Source organism: Chlorobaculum thiosulfatiphilum, assembly GCF_006265165.1.
In the GTDB taxonomy this organism is placed as follows: domain Bacteria; phylum Bacteroidota; class Chlorobiia; order Chlorobiales; family Chlorobiaceae; genus Chlorobaculum; species Chlorobaculum thiosulfatiphilum.
The window spans coordinates 41,908-56,444 of the sequence record NZ_VDCH01000007.1 but is presented as its reverse complement, the minus strand read 5'-3'; the positions used below and the strand labels follow the sequence as shown (position 1 = coordinate 56,444).

General features: G+C 54.8%; 12 protein-coding genes. 10 read left to right on the top strand and 2 right to left on the bottom strand.

Features of this window, described 5'->3' with window-relative positions; all coding sequences use genetic code 11:
- Positions 1–18: 18 nt before the first annotated feature.
- The 5 genes from FGF66_RS05105 (at position 19) to FGF66_RS05085 (ending at position 5,283) form a co-directional block, all read left to right on the top strand.
- Complete coding sequence (locus FGF66_RS05105; RefSeq protein ID WP_139456616.1) at positions 19–618, top strand: 4Fe-4S dicluster domain-containing protein; 600 nt, start codon at positions 19–21, stop codon at positions 616–618.
- Positions 619–635: 17 nt separating this feature from the next.
- Positions 636–1,559 carry an NrfD/PsrC family molybdoenzyme membrane anchor subunit gene (nrfD, locus tag FGF66_RS05100; protein ID WP_129052221.1) on the top strand — a complete coding sequence of 308 codons (924 nt, stop codon included), beginning with the start codon at positions 636–638 and terminating at the stop codon, positions 1,557–1,559.
- 76 nt (positions 1,560–1,635) lie between these two features.
- Positions 1,636–2,202 carry a TorD/DmsD family molecular chaperone gene (locus tag FGF66_RS05095; RefSeq protein ID WP_139456615.1) on the top strand — a complete coding sequence of 189 codons (567 nt, stop codon included), beginning with the start codon at positions 1,636–1,638 and terminating at the stop codon, positions 2,200–2,202.
- A 263-nt stretch (positions 2,203–2,465) separates the two neighbouring features.
- Positions 2,466–4,604, top strand: a complete 2,139-nt coding sequence (locus tag FGF66_RS05090) for a DEAD/DEAH box helicase (RefSeq protein ID WP_139456614.1) — start codon at positions 2,466–2,468, stop codon at positions 4,602–4,604.
- A gap of 10 nt (positions 4,605–4,614) precedes the next feature.
- On the top strand, positions 4,615–5,283 hold the full coding sequence (locus FGF66_RS05085; protein WP_139456613.1) for a DUF2290 domain-containing protein: 669 nt from the start codon (positions 4,615–4,617) through the stop codon (positions 5,281–5,283).
- A gap of 220 nt (positions 5,284–5,503) precedes the next feature.
- Here the strand turns inward: FGF66_RS05085 and FGF66_RS05080 are convergent, their stop codons facing one another.
- Positions 5,504–6,829, bottom strand: a complete 1,326-nt coding sequence (locus tag FGF66_RS05080) for a DUF389 domain-containing protein (protein WP_139456612.1) — start codon at positions 6,827–6,829, stop codon at positions 5,504–5,506.
- A gap of 93 nt (positions 6,830–6,922) precedes the next feature.
- Positions 6,923–7,309 carry a hypothetical protein gene (locus FGF66_RS05075; protein WP_139456611.1) on the bottom strand — a complete coding sequence of 129 codons (387 nt, stop codon included), beginning with the start codon at positions 7,307–7,309 and terminating at the stop codon, positions 6,923–6,925.
- A gap of 1,083 nt (positions 7,310–8,392) precedes the next feature.
- Between FGF66_RS05075 and FGF66_RS05070 the strand changes: the two genes are divergently transcribed.
- The 5 genes from FGF66_RS05070 (at position 8,393) to FGF66_RS05050 (ending at position 14,537) form a co-directional block, all read left to right on the top strand.
- A complete protein-coding gene (locus FGF66_RS05070) occupies positions 8,393–8,641 on the top strand; it encodes a hypothetical protein (RefSeq protein WP_139456610.1) in 249 nt (82 codons plus the stop codon).
- Positions 8,638–10,719 carry a PAS domain S-box protein gene (locus tag FGF66_RS05065; protein ID WP_139456609.1) on the top strand — a complete coding sequence of 694 codons (2,082 nt, stop codon included), beginning with the start codon at positions 8,638–8,640 and terminating at the stop codon, positions 10,717–10,719. Before FGF66_RS05070 ends, FGF66_RS05065 begins: the two co-directional genes overlap by 4 nt.
- Positions 10,716–12,371, top strand: coding sequence for a SpoIIE family protein phosphatase (locus FGF66_RS05060; protein ID WP_139456608.1), 1,656 nt, complete (start codon positions 10,716–10,718; stop codon positions 12,369–12,371). The genes FGF66_RS05065 and FGF66_RS05060 overlap by 4 nt, the downstream gene beginning before the upstream one ends.
- A gap of 91 nt (positions 12,372–12,462) precedes the next feature.
- Positions 12,463–13,812 carry a WecB/TagA/CpsF family glycosyltransferase gene (locus tag FGF66_RS05055; RefSeq protein WP_246046582.1) on the top strand — a complete coding sequence of 450 codons (1,350 nt, stop codon included), beginning with the start codon at positions 12,463–12,465 and terminating at the stop codon, positions 13,810–13,812.
- Between the two features lie 5 nt (positions 13,813–13,817).
- A complete protein-coding gene (locus FGF66_RS05050; protein ID WP_139456606.1) occupies positions 13,818–14,537 on the top strand; it encodes a sugar transferase in 720 nt (239 codons plus the stop codon).

Below are 14,537 nucleotides of genomic sequence, written 5' to 3'. Positions count from 1 at the left end.
CTGGAGGAGTAAGTATCTATGGCCCGTTATGGAATGGTAATGGATATGCGTACCTGCGTCGGCTGTCAGGCCTGCATGGCGGCATGTTCGACCGAAAACCAGACGCCGTTCTGGAGCGAGAAGTTCCGGACGCATGTCGAAGACAAGGAGCAGGGCGTCTTCCCTGATGTGCGCCGGGTGCAGCTTCCGCGCCTCTGTATGCACTGCGAAAACACGCCGTGCCTGTCGGCTTGCCCAACCGGAGCGACGCACATGGACAAGAACGGCATCGTGCTGGTCAACTACGACCGCTGCATCGGCTGCTACGCCTGCTGCATCGCCTGCCCCTACGACGCCCGCTACGCCTACGACGGCAAGGATGTTGACAAGGAGCGCGAGCTGTACGGCGAGAACGTTTCGCACGAAATGCCGCACGTTGACAAGTGCACCTTCTGCGTGCAGCGCCTGGCCGAGAAGCTGGAGCCTGCCTGCGTGGCGACCTGCCCGACGCACACGAGAATCTTCGGCGACCTGGACGACAGCAAGAGCGAGGTGCACAAGCTCGCCCGGAGTGGCAAGGCTCAACCGCTGAACCAGGGCCTTGGCACCTCTCCGAAAGTATTCTACATCCCATCATAGCAAGGAGGGCACTCATTATGACGTTTGTACATCAGGAAGTATGGCACTGGCAAATCGCGACCTACCTGTTTCTTGGAGGTCTGGGAGGCGCCACCTTCGCCATCAGCGCGATAATCCACCTCTTCGAGGGGTGCGACCGCAAAATGGTTTCCGTGGCCGTCATGTCATCGATCGCGTTTCTGGTCATCGGCACCGTCTTCCTGCTCGCCGACATGCTCCAGCCACTGAAAGCGATCTATGCCCTGACCAATCCAAAATCGTGGATTTTCTGGGGCGTGGTCTTCATCAACTTCTACTTCATTGCGGCCATCACCTATGTGATACCGCTGCTCGAAGCGTGGCCGAAGCTTGAGCCGTTCATCCGGAAAATTCCGGAACCGATCCTCGGCCTTCTGGAGCGCTTCAACAACCTGGCCGCTCTCGGCGGTTCGGCGGCGGGGTTTCTGGTGGCCATCTACACCGGCCTGTTGATTTCGGCGGCCCCGGCCATCAACTTCTGGAACACGCCCGCCCTGCCCCTGCTCTTCGTTATCTCCGGATTTTCGACCGGCGCGGCGTTCCTCTTGCTGCTCTCCACCTTCTCCGATAACGAGGGGGCGCACAAAATCGCATCCAGGCTCGAACAGCTCGACGCCGTGCTGATCGTCACCGAGCTGATTATCCTCGGCGCGTACTTCAACTTCGCGATGTTCCTGCCCACCGGCGCGCGAGCCTCCGCCGAGTTCCTGTTCCACAGCCCGGTCTTCATCGCCGGCTTCTTCGTGGCCGGCCTGATCGTGCCGCTGGCCATCGAGACCTACAGCATCTTCTTCAGAGGGCACGGCAACGAGGGCCGCAAGTCCGCCCTGCCGATTCTGGTCGCCAGTTCGCTGGTGCTCGTCGGCGGCTACCTTTTGCGTATCTACGTGCTCAAGGCCGGTATGTTCCAGTTTCCCTGGTAAGCCCGCCAGAACCCGACAATCCCGACGCCCGGCATCCGAAACAACGGAACGCCGGGCGTCCATCGTTTGACCAATCATGACCACGCCACTCCAAAAAGCCCACCGCTTCAAATTCCTGAGCCAATGCCTCGCCTTCCCGAACGAGGCGTTCATCCCCGCGCTGAACGAAGCGCTCGGCAAGATCGACGCAAATCGCGACGAACTGCTCGCCCTCGTCGCCGCCTTCGAGCGGGAGGAGACCGAGCCGCTGCAAGCCGAATATACCCGCCTCTTTCTCAACGGCTACCCGCGCACCGTCTGCCCGCCGTATGAGTCGGTCTATCTCGAAAAGCGGATGCACGGTGACGCCGCCGTAGCCGTGGCCGCCGCCTACGCCGAATGGGAGATGTCAGTCGAGCCGGGCCTGATCGACCACCTCGCCACCGAACTCGAATTCCTCGCCTTCCTCGCCTCCGCCGAGTCGCTCGACAACGCCATCAGCGCGGACGCCCGCAAAGCCTCGGAACGCTTCACGCAGCAGCACATGAGCCGCTGGACGCCGCAGTTCACCGCCGACCTGCAAGCAGGCGCGAAGCTGGATGCGTACCGGATGCTGGCAGAGTTGATGGAAAGTACCCTCACGCCATTGCACCCCAAATCCTGAAACAAACAAAGCGGGACGACTTGGAAAAGCCGTCCCGCTGAGTCCCCCAAGCCCCCCATCCTCCGTAATTTTTCTTTCAGAAATGCTTATAAAAGCAGGCGATTATCTACATTGAAAAATGAACGTTACTTGACTGAAAGGTTTCCCCATCCCAAAACCGCATTGAATCGAGCACAAAATTAAAGCCGAAACGTAAAAACATTGTATTAATTATTGATTTAGATGTGACTGACTAAAACAGTTATCAGCAACAGGATAAAATTATGATCAATACCGTCTGGGGCAGCACTGTAAAACCAGTTTCCAGTAAGCAGTTGGCAGAAACGCTCTCTTCTGAGCAGAAACTTGATGGAACGCTGTACATTGGATATCCGATCATAGGAACACCTGATGGATCATTTCCAATTGATGCCCTCTTGGTATCGCCACAGAAGGGGCTAATCTTATTCAACCTTATTGAAGGGCGAGAAGTTGGCGAATACGATTATGAACAGGATGAGGCATTCAATAAAATGCAGGCAAAACTCCTGCAGCACCAAACACTCATTCGGAAACGGCAACTCAGAGTCGAAATCCACACTGTGACATTCGCACCAATTGTGGCCAATCTTGACCCCTACTCAAAAGAAGACTATCCGCTTTGCAATAAACATAATCTGATTGCCACGATAGATACCTTGGATAATCAAGATGACGAAATTTTCAATCAGTTGGTTTCGGTTATTCAGGCTATTTCAACCCTTCGCCGTGGTCGCCGCAGACGCGACATAAAAGACCCCAATTCTAAAGGCACTAAAATCAAAGCACTCGAAGACTCAATTGCAAACCTTGATATGCAGCAAAGTGCAGCAGTTGTTGAAACATTCGAGGGCGTTCAAAGGATTCGCGGGTTGGCTGGCTCTGGGAAAACAATTGTTTTAGCACTGAAAGTCGCCTATTTGCACGCCAGGCATCCTGATTGGGACATTGCGATCACATTCAATACCCGATCTCTCAAAAAGCAATTTGAGACGCTGATCACGACATTTGTTCAAGAACAGGCTAATGCAGTACCGGATTGGGATAAGATTAGAATTCTAAATGCTTGGGGCGCACCTGGTGGGCAAGATAGAGCAGGAATTTACTTCGAGTTCTGCAGAGATCATGGTGTCGAGTATTTCGACTATCGGAGTGCCCTTGCGAAGTTCTCTAGAAATAAGGAGTTTCAAGACGCATGCGACATTGCTCTGGAGAGTGCTAAGCAATTTATCCCAAAGTATGATGCGATTTTCGTCGATGAAGCCCAAGATTTCGCTCCTAACTTCTTGCTGCTTTGTTATGAACTTTTAAAAGAACCAAAACGCCTTGTTTACGCATATGACGAGCTCCAGAATCTCGGTATGCGTTCACTCCCTCCAATGGAGGATATCTTTGGTAAAAAATCTGATGGAACACCCCGTGTGATTCTGTATCCGAAAGAGCCAGGCAAACCGAAACAGGACATTGTTCTTGATACTTGTTATCGGAACTCTCGCCCAGTGTTGACGTCGGCGCATGCCTTGGGCTTTGGAATCTATCGCCAAAAAGGATTGGTTCAGATTTTCGAAAACAGTCATCTCTGGCTTGATGTGGGCTACTCAGTAACAAAAGGGGAACTTGTTGATGGGAAGAAGGTTACACTTGAGAGAACCTCGGAATCTAGCCCTGAATTTTTAGAAAAGCATTCCTCGATTGAGGATCTGATTTCTTTCGAGGTTTTTGACTCAAATGAGGCTCAAATTGACCGGTTAGTTGAGGGTGTTCTTGAGAACCTTACCAAGGATGAGCTGCTACCGGATGACATTATCGTCATTAATCCAAATCCATTAACGACCAAGGAGGCTGTTGGCTCTGCGCGACGAGCGCTCTTGCAGAAAGGGGTCAACTCCAATCTTGCTGGTGTGACGAACTCGGCAGACATCTTTTCAGAACCAGGAACTGTAACATTCACTGGTATTTTTCGGGCTAAGGGTAATGAAGCCGGAATGGTTTACATCATTAATGCGCAAGACTGTTTTTCAGCTTTTCTGCCACGTGATCTTGCCCGTGTTCGCAATCGCCTTTTCACCGCGATCACCCGTAGTAAAGCTTGGGTCCGCGTATTAGGTGTTGGTCCTAATATGATGGCATTAAAAGAAGAATTTGAAAGTGTTAAAGATTCGGGTTTTAAGCTCTCATTTGATTATCCGACCGAGGGTCAACGTCAAAAAATGACTATCGTCAATCGGGACATGTCAAAAACTGAAAAGGAGCGACTTGATCAGAAACAACATACATTGCAGGACTTGCTTGAGTCCCTTGAATCGGGGGAAACGTTTATTGAGGATTACCCGGAAGATACCGTCAAGAAGCTACAGAATTTCTTGAACAGCATAAGAAAGTGAGGCCAATCCCATGAGAGCAACTGACACACTTTCTGAGATCGAGGCACTTACTGCCAACTTAGTTGGCCTGAGTCTATCAAACGAGCAGAACTTCCCCTCAACCCATGGCGATCCAAAATCCAATTTCGAGATTACTGTTAAGAACGCAAGTGCGCTCACAGTTGCATTAAGGAATGTCTCGTATCGAGATATTTATAGTACGCTATCTGATGCGAATTGCTTCAATATGAAGCTTCTTGATGGTGCTTTGGTTTGTCTTCGATATCGATTTGAGGCGGGGAAATTGGTTGAACATAATCTCGGTTATTTTCCATCGCCTGATTTAGAGCAATTTCAGAACGAGCCAGAGATTTACCTTTCAGACGACATTTATGCGGATATTGTCGCACACAATATCGTTCCTTTTCCAATACGCTTTGATTTCAATGCTGACGAGGCTCGCTACATTGATGTGGATCATCCATATTCTCATTTGACGCTGGGACAATACGAGAATTGCAGAATTCCAGTATGCTCCCCTGTTAGCCCTCTTATTTTTGGCAGTTTTATACTTCGCAACTTTTACAATACTGCTTTTCGCAAGTTTTCTGACGACATTCCTGCACCTAAATTTCGATTTGCTCAAACTATCAGTCCCAACGAGCAGAAGATTCCACATGTCGTTTTAGCGGCTCCATAAAGCTGAAGTCTAACCTAAGTTGAGCGATTCCTGTAAGAAAACGGCTGATCTTAAGACTATAACTTATTATTATATAATAATATATTTATCACAAGCAATCGCATGCAGCAAGCGAGTACTCAATAATGATATAAAATATTAAAAAATATACACTTAGGCCCTATGCGCGGTTAAGAATCGCTAAATTCAGGTCTAATATACTCCCCACATCCATTCACGCTCACTCAAACACCACGCGCAGGCTGTCGTTCTGCAACCTTGCCTTGAGCCAGCGCTCGACCTTGGCGCGGTCAGCCCGATCGACGGGTTTTGCCGATGACAGCAGTACGTAGCTCCGTTGCAGCGGCCTGGTTCCCGTGCTGTCCGAAAAGAGCCAGGGTTCGGCGTAGAGGCAGCTCGTGATCTGGGGAAAAAGCGGCTTGAGCTCTCTGAGCAGTTTCAGGCCGATATAACTGACCTGGCGCAGGCTGTCCTGCTGGCGGATGTTCGTTTGCAGCGCCGCGTTGAGGCGGGCGATTTCAAGCTTCTGGCGATCCGTCTCCTCCATCTGGTTCAGTTTGTCGAGATACTCCTCGCCGTTGGTGATCACCAGCCCCTGCTCGAACTTCAGGACCGTTTTTTCGAGACCGAACGTTTCGGCCCGCCGACTCAATTCCGCCTTGTCGTCGGCGGTCAGCGGATGACCGCCATACACCATCGTAATCACGCGCGTGTCGCCATCGATCTCGTATCGAAGCAGAAAATCCCCTTTGAACAGGCTGACGGTTCGCACGAACCGCGTGGCCGTGTCGATGAAATGCTCTTTCTCGACAAGCACGTAACCGAAATAAACGCTCGGAATCAGCGTGACGAGGATGACCGCCGTTATCATACGGTTGATGCGGGTTCGCTTCTCTGCATCGAGGGAAGAGCGCAAGGGAATGCGCATCAGGCGCGCAAAACCGACGTTGGCCAAGCCGATGAAAACGCTGTTGATCGTAAAAAGGTAGAGCGCCCCGAAAAAAAAGGTGAACTGACCGGTCGCAATGCCAAAACCCGCCGTGCAGAGCGGCGGCATGAGCGCCGTGGCGATCGCCACGCCCGGCACCACGTTGCCTTTGAGCTTGGTGGTCAGGGAGATCGATCCGGCCAGACCGCCAAAGAGCGCGATCAGCACGTCGTAGATGGTGGGACTCGTGCGGGCCAGCAGCTCGGAGTGCGCGCTGGAGAGGGGCGTGATGGCGAAATAAAGAGTCGAGGCGAGCAGGCTCGACGCCACCGCGAACGAGAAGTTCTTGAATGAACGCCGGAGCAGCGGAAAATCGTAGGTGGCCAGGCTGTAGCCCATGCCGTTGATCGGCCCCATGATCGGCGAAATGAGCATCGCGCCGATGATGACCGCATTGGAGTTCATGTTGAGGCCGACCGAGGCGAGGATGATGGCCGAAATCAGCACCCAGATTCGCGCGCCGCGAAACACGATATCGGCTTCGACCGCCGTTTGCACCGCGTCGAACGCTTCGGCGTCCTGTCGCAGGCTGAAAATACGCAGCAAAGACCTGATCATGGCAGAGCGGATAGTTGATCAAAGCCGTGCCGGAACAGCATCCCGGCACAGAGACAAACGCACGGAAGCTCCGAAAAACTTCCGCGAACCATCCTACAACTCGAACGGATCGTTGACGATCTCGAACGAGAGCTCCTTTCGATGGTCATGAAACCCGATTTTTATATACTGACGGTTCTCGTCTTTGAAAATATCCTCGCCCTTCTCGGCGGCGTGAAGGATGATATGGCCTTTGTGATTGCCCAGTTCCCTGGCAAGATCGCCCCATTTCCTGAACACAAGGTTGGTATAGGACTCCCCCTCCCTGATGCCGATCACTTCGGTATCGAGAAGATCGGTGATCTCGTCCGGCACCGAGAGCAGCGACATCTCCTTGCCAATCCAGATACTGATAATTTCGCAGTGAAACGGCAGAAACACCGAATTATGGACGGAGAAGCCCGTCTCCCCGTTACGAATAGATGCTGCAAAGCTTTTCATGGTACTCCGGATAGTTTCGTTTTCAGGAGTTCAGAATCTCTTGTTACGGAAACATACGCCATAACCCGTCAAAAAAACAACCGCAGCGCCACGCGCACGGGTTTGGCGCCCTCGGAAGGACGCCTTGACACGCGAGCTGGCAAACCGTGCGGAAAGTTTTTCTACAAGTCGGGCACGGCCAGAAACAAGGCCCCCTCTAAAAAGTGTCATGAGCGACCCCGGTGCAAGGCGGACGGAGCACAGAAACCGGAGCGGTCAACACAATCCGCGCTGCCTTTTCTCTCTTGCCATTACACATTTACAGATTCGATAGCTCGAACAGCTCTACCGCAACTGATCATCGAGCGCAACCACCGTTTGCAATTATCCTCCGCAAGTCAAACCCCATGCTGCGAGAGTTTCCTTTCTTTGTTTGAAACAAGAAAAAATATTCGGACGTGTGCTTTAATCAGGCTGCGTAAAAAAGATTATATCAAAAGCGCAGCCGTTTTATATAAAAAACATATACCTTATCACGAAAGCATTGCATATGACAACTAAAAAGAGTTATCGATAAAACGGTTAAAAGCTCTTACATTTAGAAAGTTCTTCAGCGATTATACCAAGAGCGTGATCATATTTTTTATCTTAATAAAAATTTGTCGTCCGGCATTTCGTCAATCTGCTGTAAATTCTTCAAAAACAACAAGAAAGAGAAACTGTGATTATAAAATCACAGTTGCATCTGATTTATACGTAATGTTAAATTAACGAGAGAAAAGAATGTTTTTCAGAGAGGCTCGGCAACTCATGCAGCATACTCCTGCGAATTTTCTTTTTTGTTTGACGGTTGACCAGAGAGAAGAGCGCCCTGGACATCCTTTGCAGACCTCCTTTTTGGGTAACAACCAACCATAGTTTGCTTGCGATAACCTTAAAGTTCCGATGCGCCGAGAGCCTCTGGAACGGCAAAGATGAAACATGAATGCGGGTTAAGCGGAGGCAGGGAGACAGGGCGCTCCGCCCGGCAAGTCAGAATGCCGAGAGCCTCGATTTTAGCCGGGTTTTCCGTTCATACGTCACCATCCGGTTATTCATGCAGATGTGCCTGAAGGCAGCGAAGCTGTAGAGTTCAACCCTGAAACCGGCGCTCATTCAACCAGCCGGAAAGCCTGCCGGCTTTCACCTCAACCACCGCCGAAAGCTCATGGCCATAATGACTTGCGCCTCAACCTCCTCATTCAGCCAGATGGTTTTTCAGTACAAAACGTCTATCAGCATCCCGGTTCGGGCGTCAAGGCGGCGATCGGCAAGCGCGCTAAACAAGTGAACGCCGCGGGCAGATTTTCATGAACGCCTTTCAGGACAGCCCGGGAACCATACCGTATGCTCCCGACAAGTACACGACAGTACTGATAGTCGATGCCGACCCCGATTCCCGAATCCATACGGCCGCCATCGTCGAGCAGCTCGGCTATACGGCGCTGACAGCCGACAGCGACGAGGCATGCATCGAGCTGTTCGGCACCTGCATGATCGAGCTGCTGCTGCTCGACATCAACGAACCGAGAAAGACCGGTCACAAAGTGCTCACCTACCTGCGCGAGCACAACATATCGATTCCGGTCATCATCGTTTCGAGTTCGAGCGACATCGAGCAGGTCATTTTCTCGATGAACCTCGGCGCATACGCCTATCTGCTCAAACCGGTCAACATCACCCGGCTTGGCATCAACATCCGGAACGCCCTGACCGAGTTCGAGCTTCGCAACAAGCTGATGCTCTTCTCGGCGGCCATCACGCAGCTTCCGCTGGCGGTGGTCATCACCAGTGATCAGGGCATTATCGAATACAGCAATCCTGGATTCACCGCGCTTTCAGGCTACACGGAGACGGAGGCGAAAGGCCAGCCCATGAGCATCCTGAACTCTGGCGTGAACTCGAAGCTCTTTTACCGGAACTTCTGGGAGACCATCAACGCCGGTAAAATCTGGCAGGGAGAGATCGTCAACCGCAAAAAAAACGGAGAACATTACACCGAATACTGCATCGTCTGCCCGATCATCGGCCCGGACGCGGAGATCATCCATTTCATCAGCATCAAGCAAGATATTACCCAGCGCAAAAAGGAGCAGGAGGCGCTGGCCGAAAGCGAACAAAGCTTTCAGGAACTTGCCAATCTGCTGTTGCAACCGGTCTTCGAGGTCGATCTGAAAGGCAATATCGTCTTTTCCAACAAGGCCGGACTCGACCTTTTCGGCTACAGCAGAAACGACATAGAAGAGCAGGAATTCGAAGCGACCAGGCTGTTTGCTCCGGTTGATCGCCAGAGGGTATTGCAGAACATGGCGGCAAGAATCCAGGGAACGGCCATTGACAATCACGAGTACACAGCGCTGAAAAAAGATGGCGCCGCATTTCCCATTCTTATTTACAGCGAACCGATCATCCGGCGGGGCATACCTGTCGGCGTTCGCGGTCTGTGCCTCGATATTTCCGAGCGGAAACGCAACGAGGAAAAATTGCGGGAACTCAACCAGACGCTCGAAGAGCGGGTCGATGAGCGTACGCGGGAACTCGAAGTGACTCACCAGCAGATGATTCTCCAGGAAAAGCTCGCCTCGATCGGCCAGCTCGCCGCCGGTCTGGCGCACGAAATCAACAATCCGGTCAACTTCGTCAGAATCAATTTCGCCACGCTCCGGGAGGATGTCAACGATTTGGGCCGTCTCATCAGGGAGTACCGGGCCGTTTTCCAGGAGATCGAACACTCCGGCCCGGCCCCCGAAGCGATGGAAAGGCTCAAGGCTCTGGAGAAAAAACTGAAGGTGGATGAAGTGCTCGACGAGCTGCCGGAGCTGTTCGACGAATCGCGGCGGGGCTTCGAGCGGATCGGCACCATTTTGAGCAGTATGCGCAACTTCTCGTTCCGCCACGCGCTCGACCAGCGAGTGCCGTTCGACCTCAACCAGGGCATCCGCGACACGCTCATCATCGCGCAGAACGAGTACCGCTACTATGCCGAAGTCGAGACCCGCCTCGGCGAGCTGCCGCCCGCGCCCTGCAATCCGGAGCAGATCAACCAGGTTTTCCTGAACATCGTCGTCAACTGCGCCCACGCCATCGCCTCGCAAAAGCGGCACGAAAAAGGGCGGATCGTCATCGAGACTGGCGACGGCGACGGCCAGGTATGGTGCACCATCGCCGACGACGGGCCAGGCATTCCGGCGGAGATCCGGAACCGGATTTTCGAGCCGTTCTTCACTACCAAGGATCCCGGCAAGGGCACCGGCCTCGGCCTGAGCATTTCGTACGACATCATCGCCAACAAGCATGGCGGCAGCCTCACCGTCTCCTGCCCACCGGAAGGGGGATCGGTCTTCACCATCCGGCTGCCGCTGAAAGCCGCCGAAGCATCGACACCATCATGAAACAACGTGACGAACTCGCCATCCTTTTCGTCGATGACGAGTCTGACATTCTCCACTCGCTCAACCGCTTCCTGCGGCGGGAGGAGTACCGGAAATTCTTCGTGGACAACGCCGTCGAAGCGCTCGAACTGCTGGCGAAAACCCCTGTCGATCTGGTCGTTTCCGACCTTCGGATGCCGGGCATGAACGGTCTGGATCTCATCAAGGAGGTCAAGCGTCTCTACCCCGGTACGCTGCGGATGATCGTCAGCGGCTCGCAGGACATCGAGCAGATCATCGAATCGGTCAACAAGGGCGAGATTTTCCGTTTCATTCCCAAGCCTGTCGAGCCTGAATCGTTCAAAAACATCCTGAACGACGCCCTCGACTACTACTGCATGAAGCTCGAACGCGAAGAGCTGTTCGACGAAATTTCACTCAAAAACGGGCAACTGACTGACGCCAACGCCACGCTCGAAAAACTCGCCGGCGATCTGAAAAGAAGCGAGGCGCAGTTCCGATCGATGAACGACGCGGCGCAGGACGCCGTCTTCATGCTCGACGGCAGCGGCCTGGTCCGCTACCGGAACACGGCGGCGGAAGTGATGTTCGGCTACCGCAGAAGCGAGCACCCCGCGCAGCCGGTCTCCGAAATTTTTCCGGAGACCTCGACGGCGCTGGAGCTGAATGATCTGGTCTCCTGCGACTCCGCCCTTCTGGCCAGGAGCTGCGCGAACCTCGTCATCCAGATCGAGGGACTCCGGAAGGATGGCTCTCGCCTGCCGCTCGAAATTTCGCGAGGGTGCGTGCATCTGGAAAGCGGCCCGCACAGTGTGCTCATCGCGCGGGACATCAGCACGAGGATCGAGGAGGAGAAGAGCCGCAAACAGTACGAAACCATGCAAAAAGAGCTGGAGTCGCAGATCGAGAAGAAGCTGTTGCAGAGCCAGGCTCCCATCACGCTCCGGCACATCGAAATCAGCTACCTGATGCACTCCTCCGGCCATCTCGACGGCGATTTCACCGAGCTGATCGAGTACGATCCGTTGCGGGCCGACCTGCTCATCGGCGACGTGATGGGCCACGGCATCCAGTCGGCGCTGGTGAGCGCGGGGCTGAAGTCGCTCTTTCTGAAGAGCATCGCCGAAGAGCGCAAAAGCCCGGAAGCGCTGCCGCCGCTGGAGCGCATCGTCGGAAAAATCCACGAGCGGTGCATTCACGAGCTGATCGATCTCGGCATGTTCGCCACCCTTCTGTTCGTGCGGCTCGATCTGAAAAACCGGCAGGCCTCCTTCGTGGATTGCGGCCACAACCCGCTCATCCACCTGCCGGCGAAGACGGGACGCTGCCGTCTGGTCAAGGGCGGCAATCTGCCCATGGGGATGATTGAAAAGGAGGAGTATCGGCAGGCGGAGTTCGCCGTCGATGAGAACGACCTGCTCGTGCTCTACTCCGACGGCATCACCGAAAACCGTTCGCCCGGTGACGAGCTTTTCGGCATCGAGCGCTTCAGTGCGCTCCTCGAAGAGCACGCCGCGCTGCCGACCGAAGCGATTGTCGAAAAAATCGAGGCGGCGCTCATGGAGTTCTGCGGCTGCACCAATTTTGAGGACGACGTCACCTGCATCGTGATCCGGATCAGCGGGAGCACGAAAATGCCGGATAACGGCTAAAGTCCGAAGCCAAAGAGAACCTGCGCATCGAACCCTTGCCGATGCATCGATGACAACCCGATCGACAAACCCCGAAAAGCGAACCCCGTCAATGACCGACAACAGATCGGCGCAAGAGGCCAGAGCGCTGGAAAAGCGGCTCGGCAGGCGCTCGAATGGGCGGCGCGGCTGGCGGCGGCGCGCGGCGTTCGCCGTGAGCACGGCACTCTCGGAGCTGATCGTGCGGCTGATCGAGATTGGCGCGGCGCTCTCGGTGACGCTCTTCGCCTTCGTTCCGGTGCTGCTTGCGCGGCTCGCGCTCCGGCTGCCCGCCGGAAAGCCGGTGTTCTCGAAGCGCTCGGTGTTTGGCCGCTCGGGCAAGCCACTGACGCTTTTGAGCTTCGACGGGCTTTCGGGCGGCATGGCCACATTACCGTGGTTTCTGGAGCTGTTCACCGGACGGCTCGCTTTGGCGGGCACCTCGATCCGTGACTGGCAGCCCACCGCTCCCGCGCCGGAGCAGGGGTACATCAGCATGGTGAAACCGGGCATCGTCTCGCTCTGGCGCGTCCGGCAAAGCAGCCGGATCGCCCACGAGGGGCGCGAGGCCACCGAGTGGGAGTACATCTTCAGCAAGCATCCGGCATACGACTTTCTGCTGATCCTGCGCGCCCTTCCGGCCCTGCTCTTTTCCGAAAAAGAGGCGTCGCCGTCACCGCTCTTCAATCTGCTCGACCTGAAGATCGACAACATCACGATGCGCGAGGCGATCGAGATGATCCGGCAGACGATCGAAGAGCGGCGGCAGTCGGCCATCTTTTTCGTCAATCCGGACTGCATGAACAAAAGCGTCACCGACCGCGAGTATCGCGAGGCGCTCGTGGCGGCGGATCACATTTTGCCCGATGGCATCGGCTTGGTCATCGCGGGCAAGATGCTCGGCACGCCGCTGCGCGAAAACATCAACGGCACCGACATGCTGCCGTTTCTGTGCGAGATGGCCGCCGAGGCAAAACGCTCGATCTACCTGCTCGGCGGCAAGCCCGGCGTGGCCGAAAAGGCGGGCGACGCCATCGCGCAAAAGTTTGCCGTCACCATCGCGGGCGTGATGCACGGCTACTTCGACCACAAAACGGAGAGCGCCGGGGTGATCGAAGAGATCAACCGCTCGAACGCCTCGATTCTGCTCGTGGCCTTCGGCGCGCCGCTTCAGGAGCAGTGGATCGTACGTCACCGCGAAGACCTCCGCCCGGCCATTCTGATGGGCGTCGGCGGTCTGTTCGATTTCTTTTCGGGCAACATCCAGCGAGCGCCGCGCTGGATGCGCGAAATCGGGCTGGAGTGGGTTTACCGGATTTTGCAGGAGCCTGGCAGGATGTGGAAACGCTACGTGGTGGGCAATCCCCTGTTTCTGTACCGGGTGATGAAGTGGAAAGTGCTTGGCCGAAATCTGAACCTCTGAAATCAATGGAACTCGACCCGACCGTCCGGCGAGAACTGATCCGGAAAATCGGTGACAACATCCGGCCATCGCTCCGGCTCCGGGGCAAAATGAAGGTTGCCGCCTGGGAGAACACCATCCGCCTCTCCTACCTTGCCAAGCGTCTGCTCGACATCGTGGTTTCGACGCTTGCGCTCGTCGCGCTGCTGCCAATTTTCGCGGTCACGGCGCTCTCGATCGTGGTTGAAAATCCGGGGCCGGTCTTTTTCGTGCAGACGCGGGTCGGCAGGAATGGCCGCCACTTCCGCTTCTACAAGTTCCGCTCGATGGTGGTCAACGCCGAAAAGCTCAAAACCGAACTCGCCGCCCGAAACGAGTCGAAGGATGGCGTGATCTTCAAGATGAAAAAAGACCCGCGCATCACCCGCACGGGCCGCGTCATCCGCAAATTCAGCATCGACGAGCTCCCCCAGCTCATCAACGTGCTCAAGGGCGACATGAGCCTGGTCGGCCCGCGCCCGCCGGTTCCGAAGGAGGTGGCGCAATACACCCTCGAACAGCGCAAACGGCTGCACGCCATTCCCGGCATCACCGGCCTGTGGCAGGTCAGCGGCAGGAGCGACATTCCGTTTACCGATCAGGTTCGGCTCGATTTGCAGTATATCCAGAGCGCCGGCGTCATCAACGACCTGCGCCTTCTTCTGAAAACCATCCCTGCCGTGCTCAGCGGCAAGGGCGCATACTGA

Coding starts and splice junctions, on each gene's coding strand:
- FGF66_RS05050 (WP_139456606.1), top strand. CDS start 13,818: ATGGAACTCGACCCGACCGTCCGGCGAGAACTGATCCGGAAAATCGGT.
- FGF66_RS05090 (WP_139456614.1), top strand. CDS start 2,466: ATGATCAATACCGTCTGGGGCAGCACTGTAAAACCAGTTTCCAGTAAG.
- FGF66_RS05065 (WP_139456609.1), top strand. CDS start 8,638: ATGAACGCCTTTCAGGACAGCCCGGGAACCATACCGTATGCTCCCGAC.
- FGF66_RS05075 (WP_139456611.1), bottom strand. CDS start 7,309: ATGAAAAGCTTTGCAGCATCTATTCGTAACGGGGAGACGGGCTTCTCC.
- FGF66_RS05060 (WP_139456608.1), top strand. CDS start 10,716: ATGAAACAACGTGACGAACTCGCCATCCTTTTCGTCGATGACGAGTCT.
- FGF66_RS05095 (WP_139456615.1), top strand. CDS start 1,636: ATGACCACGCCACTCCAAAAAGCCCACCGCTTCAAATTCCTGAGCCAA.
- FGF66_RS05055 (WP_246046582.1), top strand. CDS start 12,463: ATGACCGACAACAGATCGGCGCAAGAGGCCAGAGCGCTGGAAAAGCGG.
- nrfD (WP_129052221.1), top strand. CDS start 636: ATGACGTTTGTACATCAGGAAGTATGGCACTGGCAAATCGCGACCTAC.
- FGF66_RS05080 (WP_139456612.1), bottom strand. CDS start 6,829: ATGATCAGGTCTTTGCTGCGTATTTTCAGCCTGCGACAGGACGCCGAA.
- FGF66_RS05085 (WP_139456613.1), top strand. CDS start 4,615: ATGAGAGCAACTGACACACTTTCTGAGATCGAGGCACTTACTGCCAAC.
- FGF66_RS05105 (WP_139456616.1), top strand. CDS start 19: ATGGCCCGTTATGGAATGGTAATGGATATGCGTACCTGCGTCGGCTGT.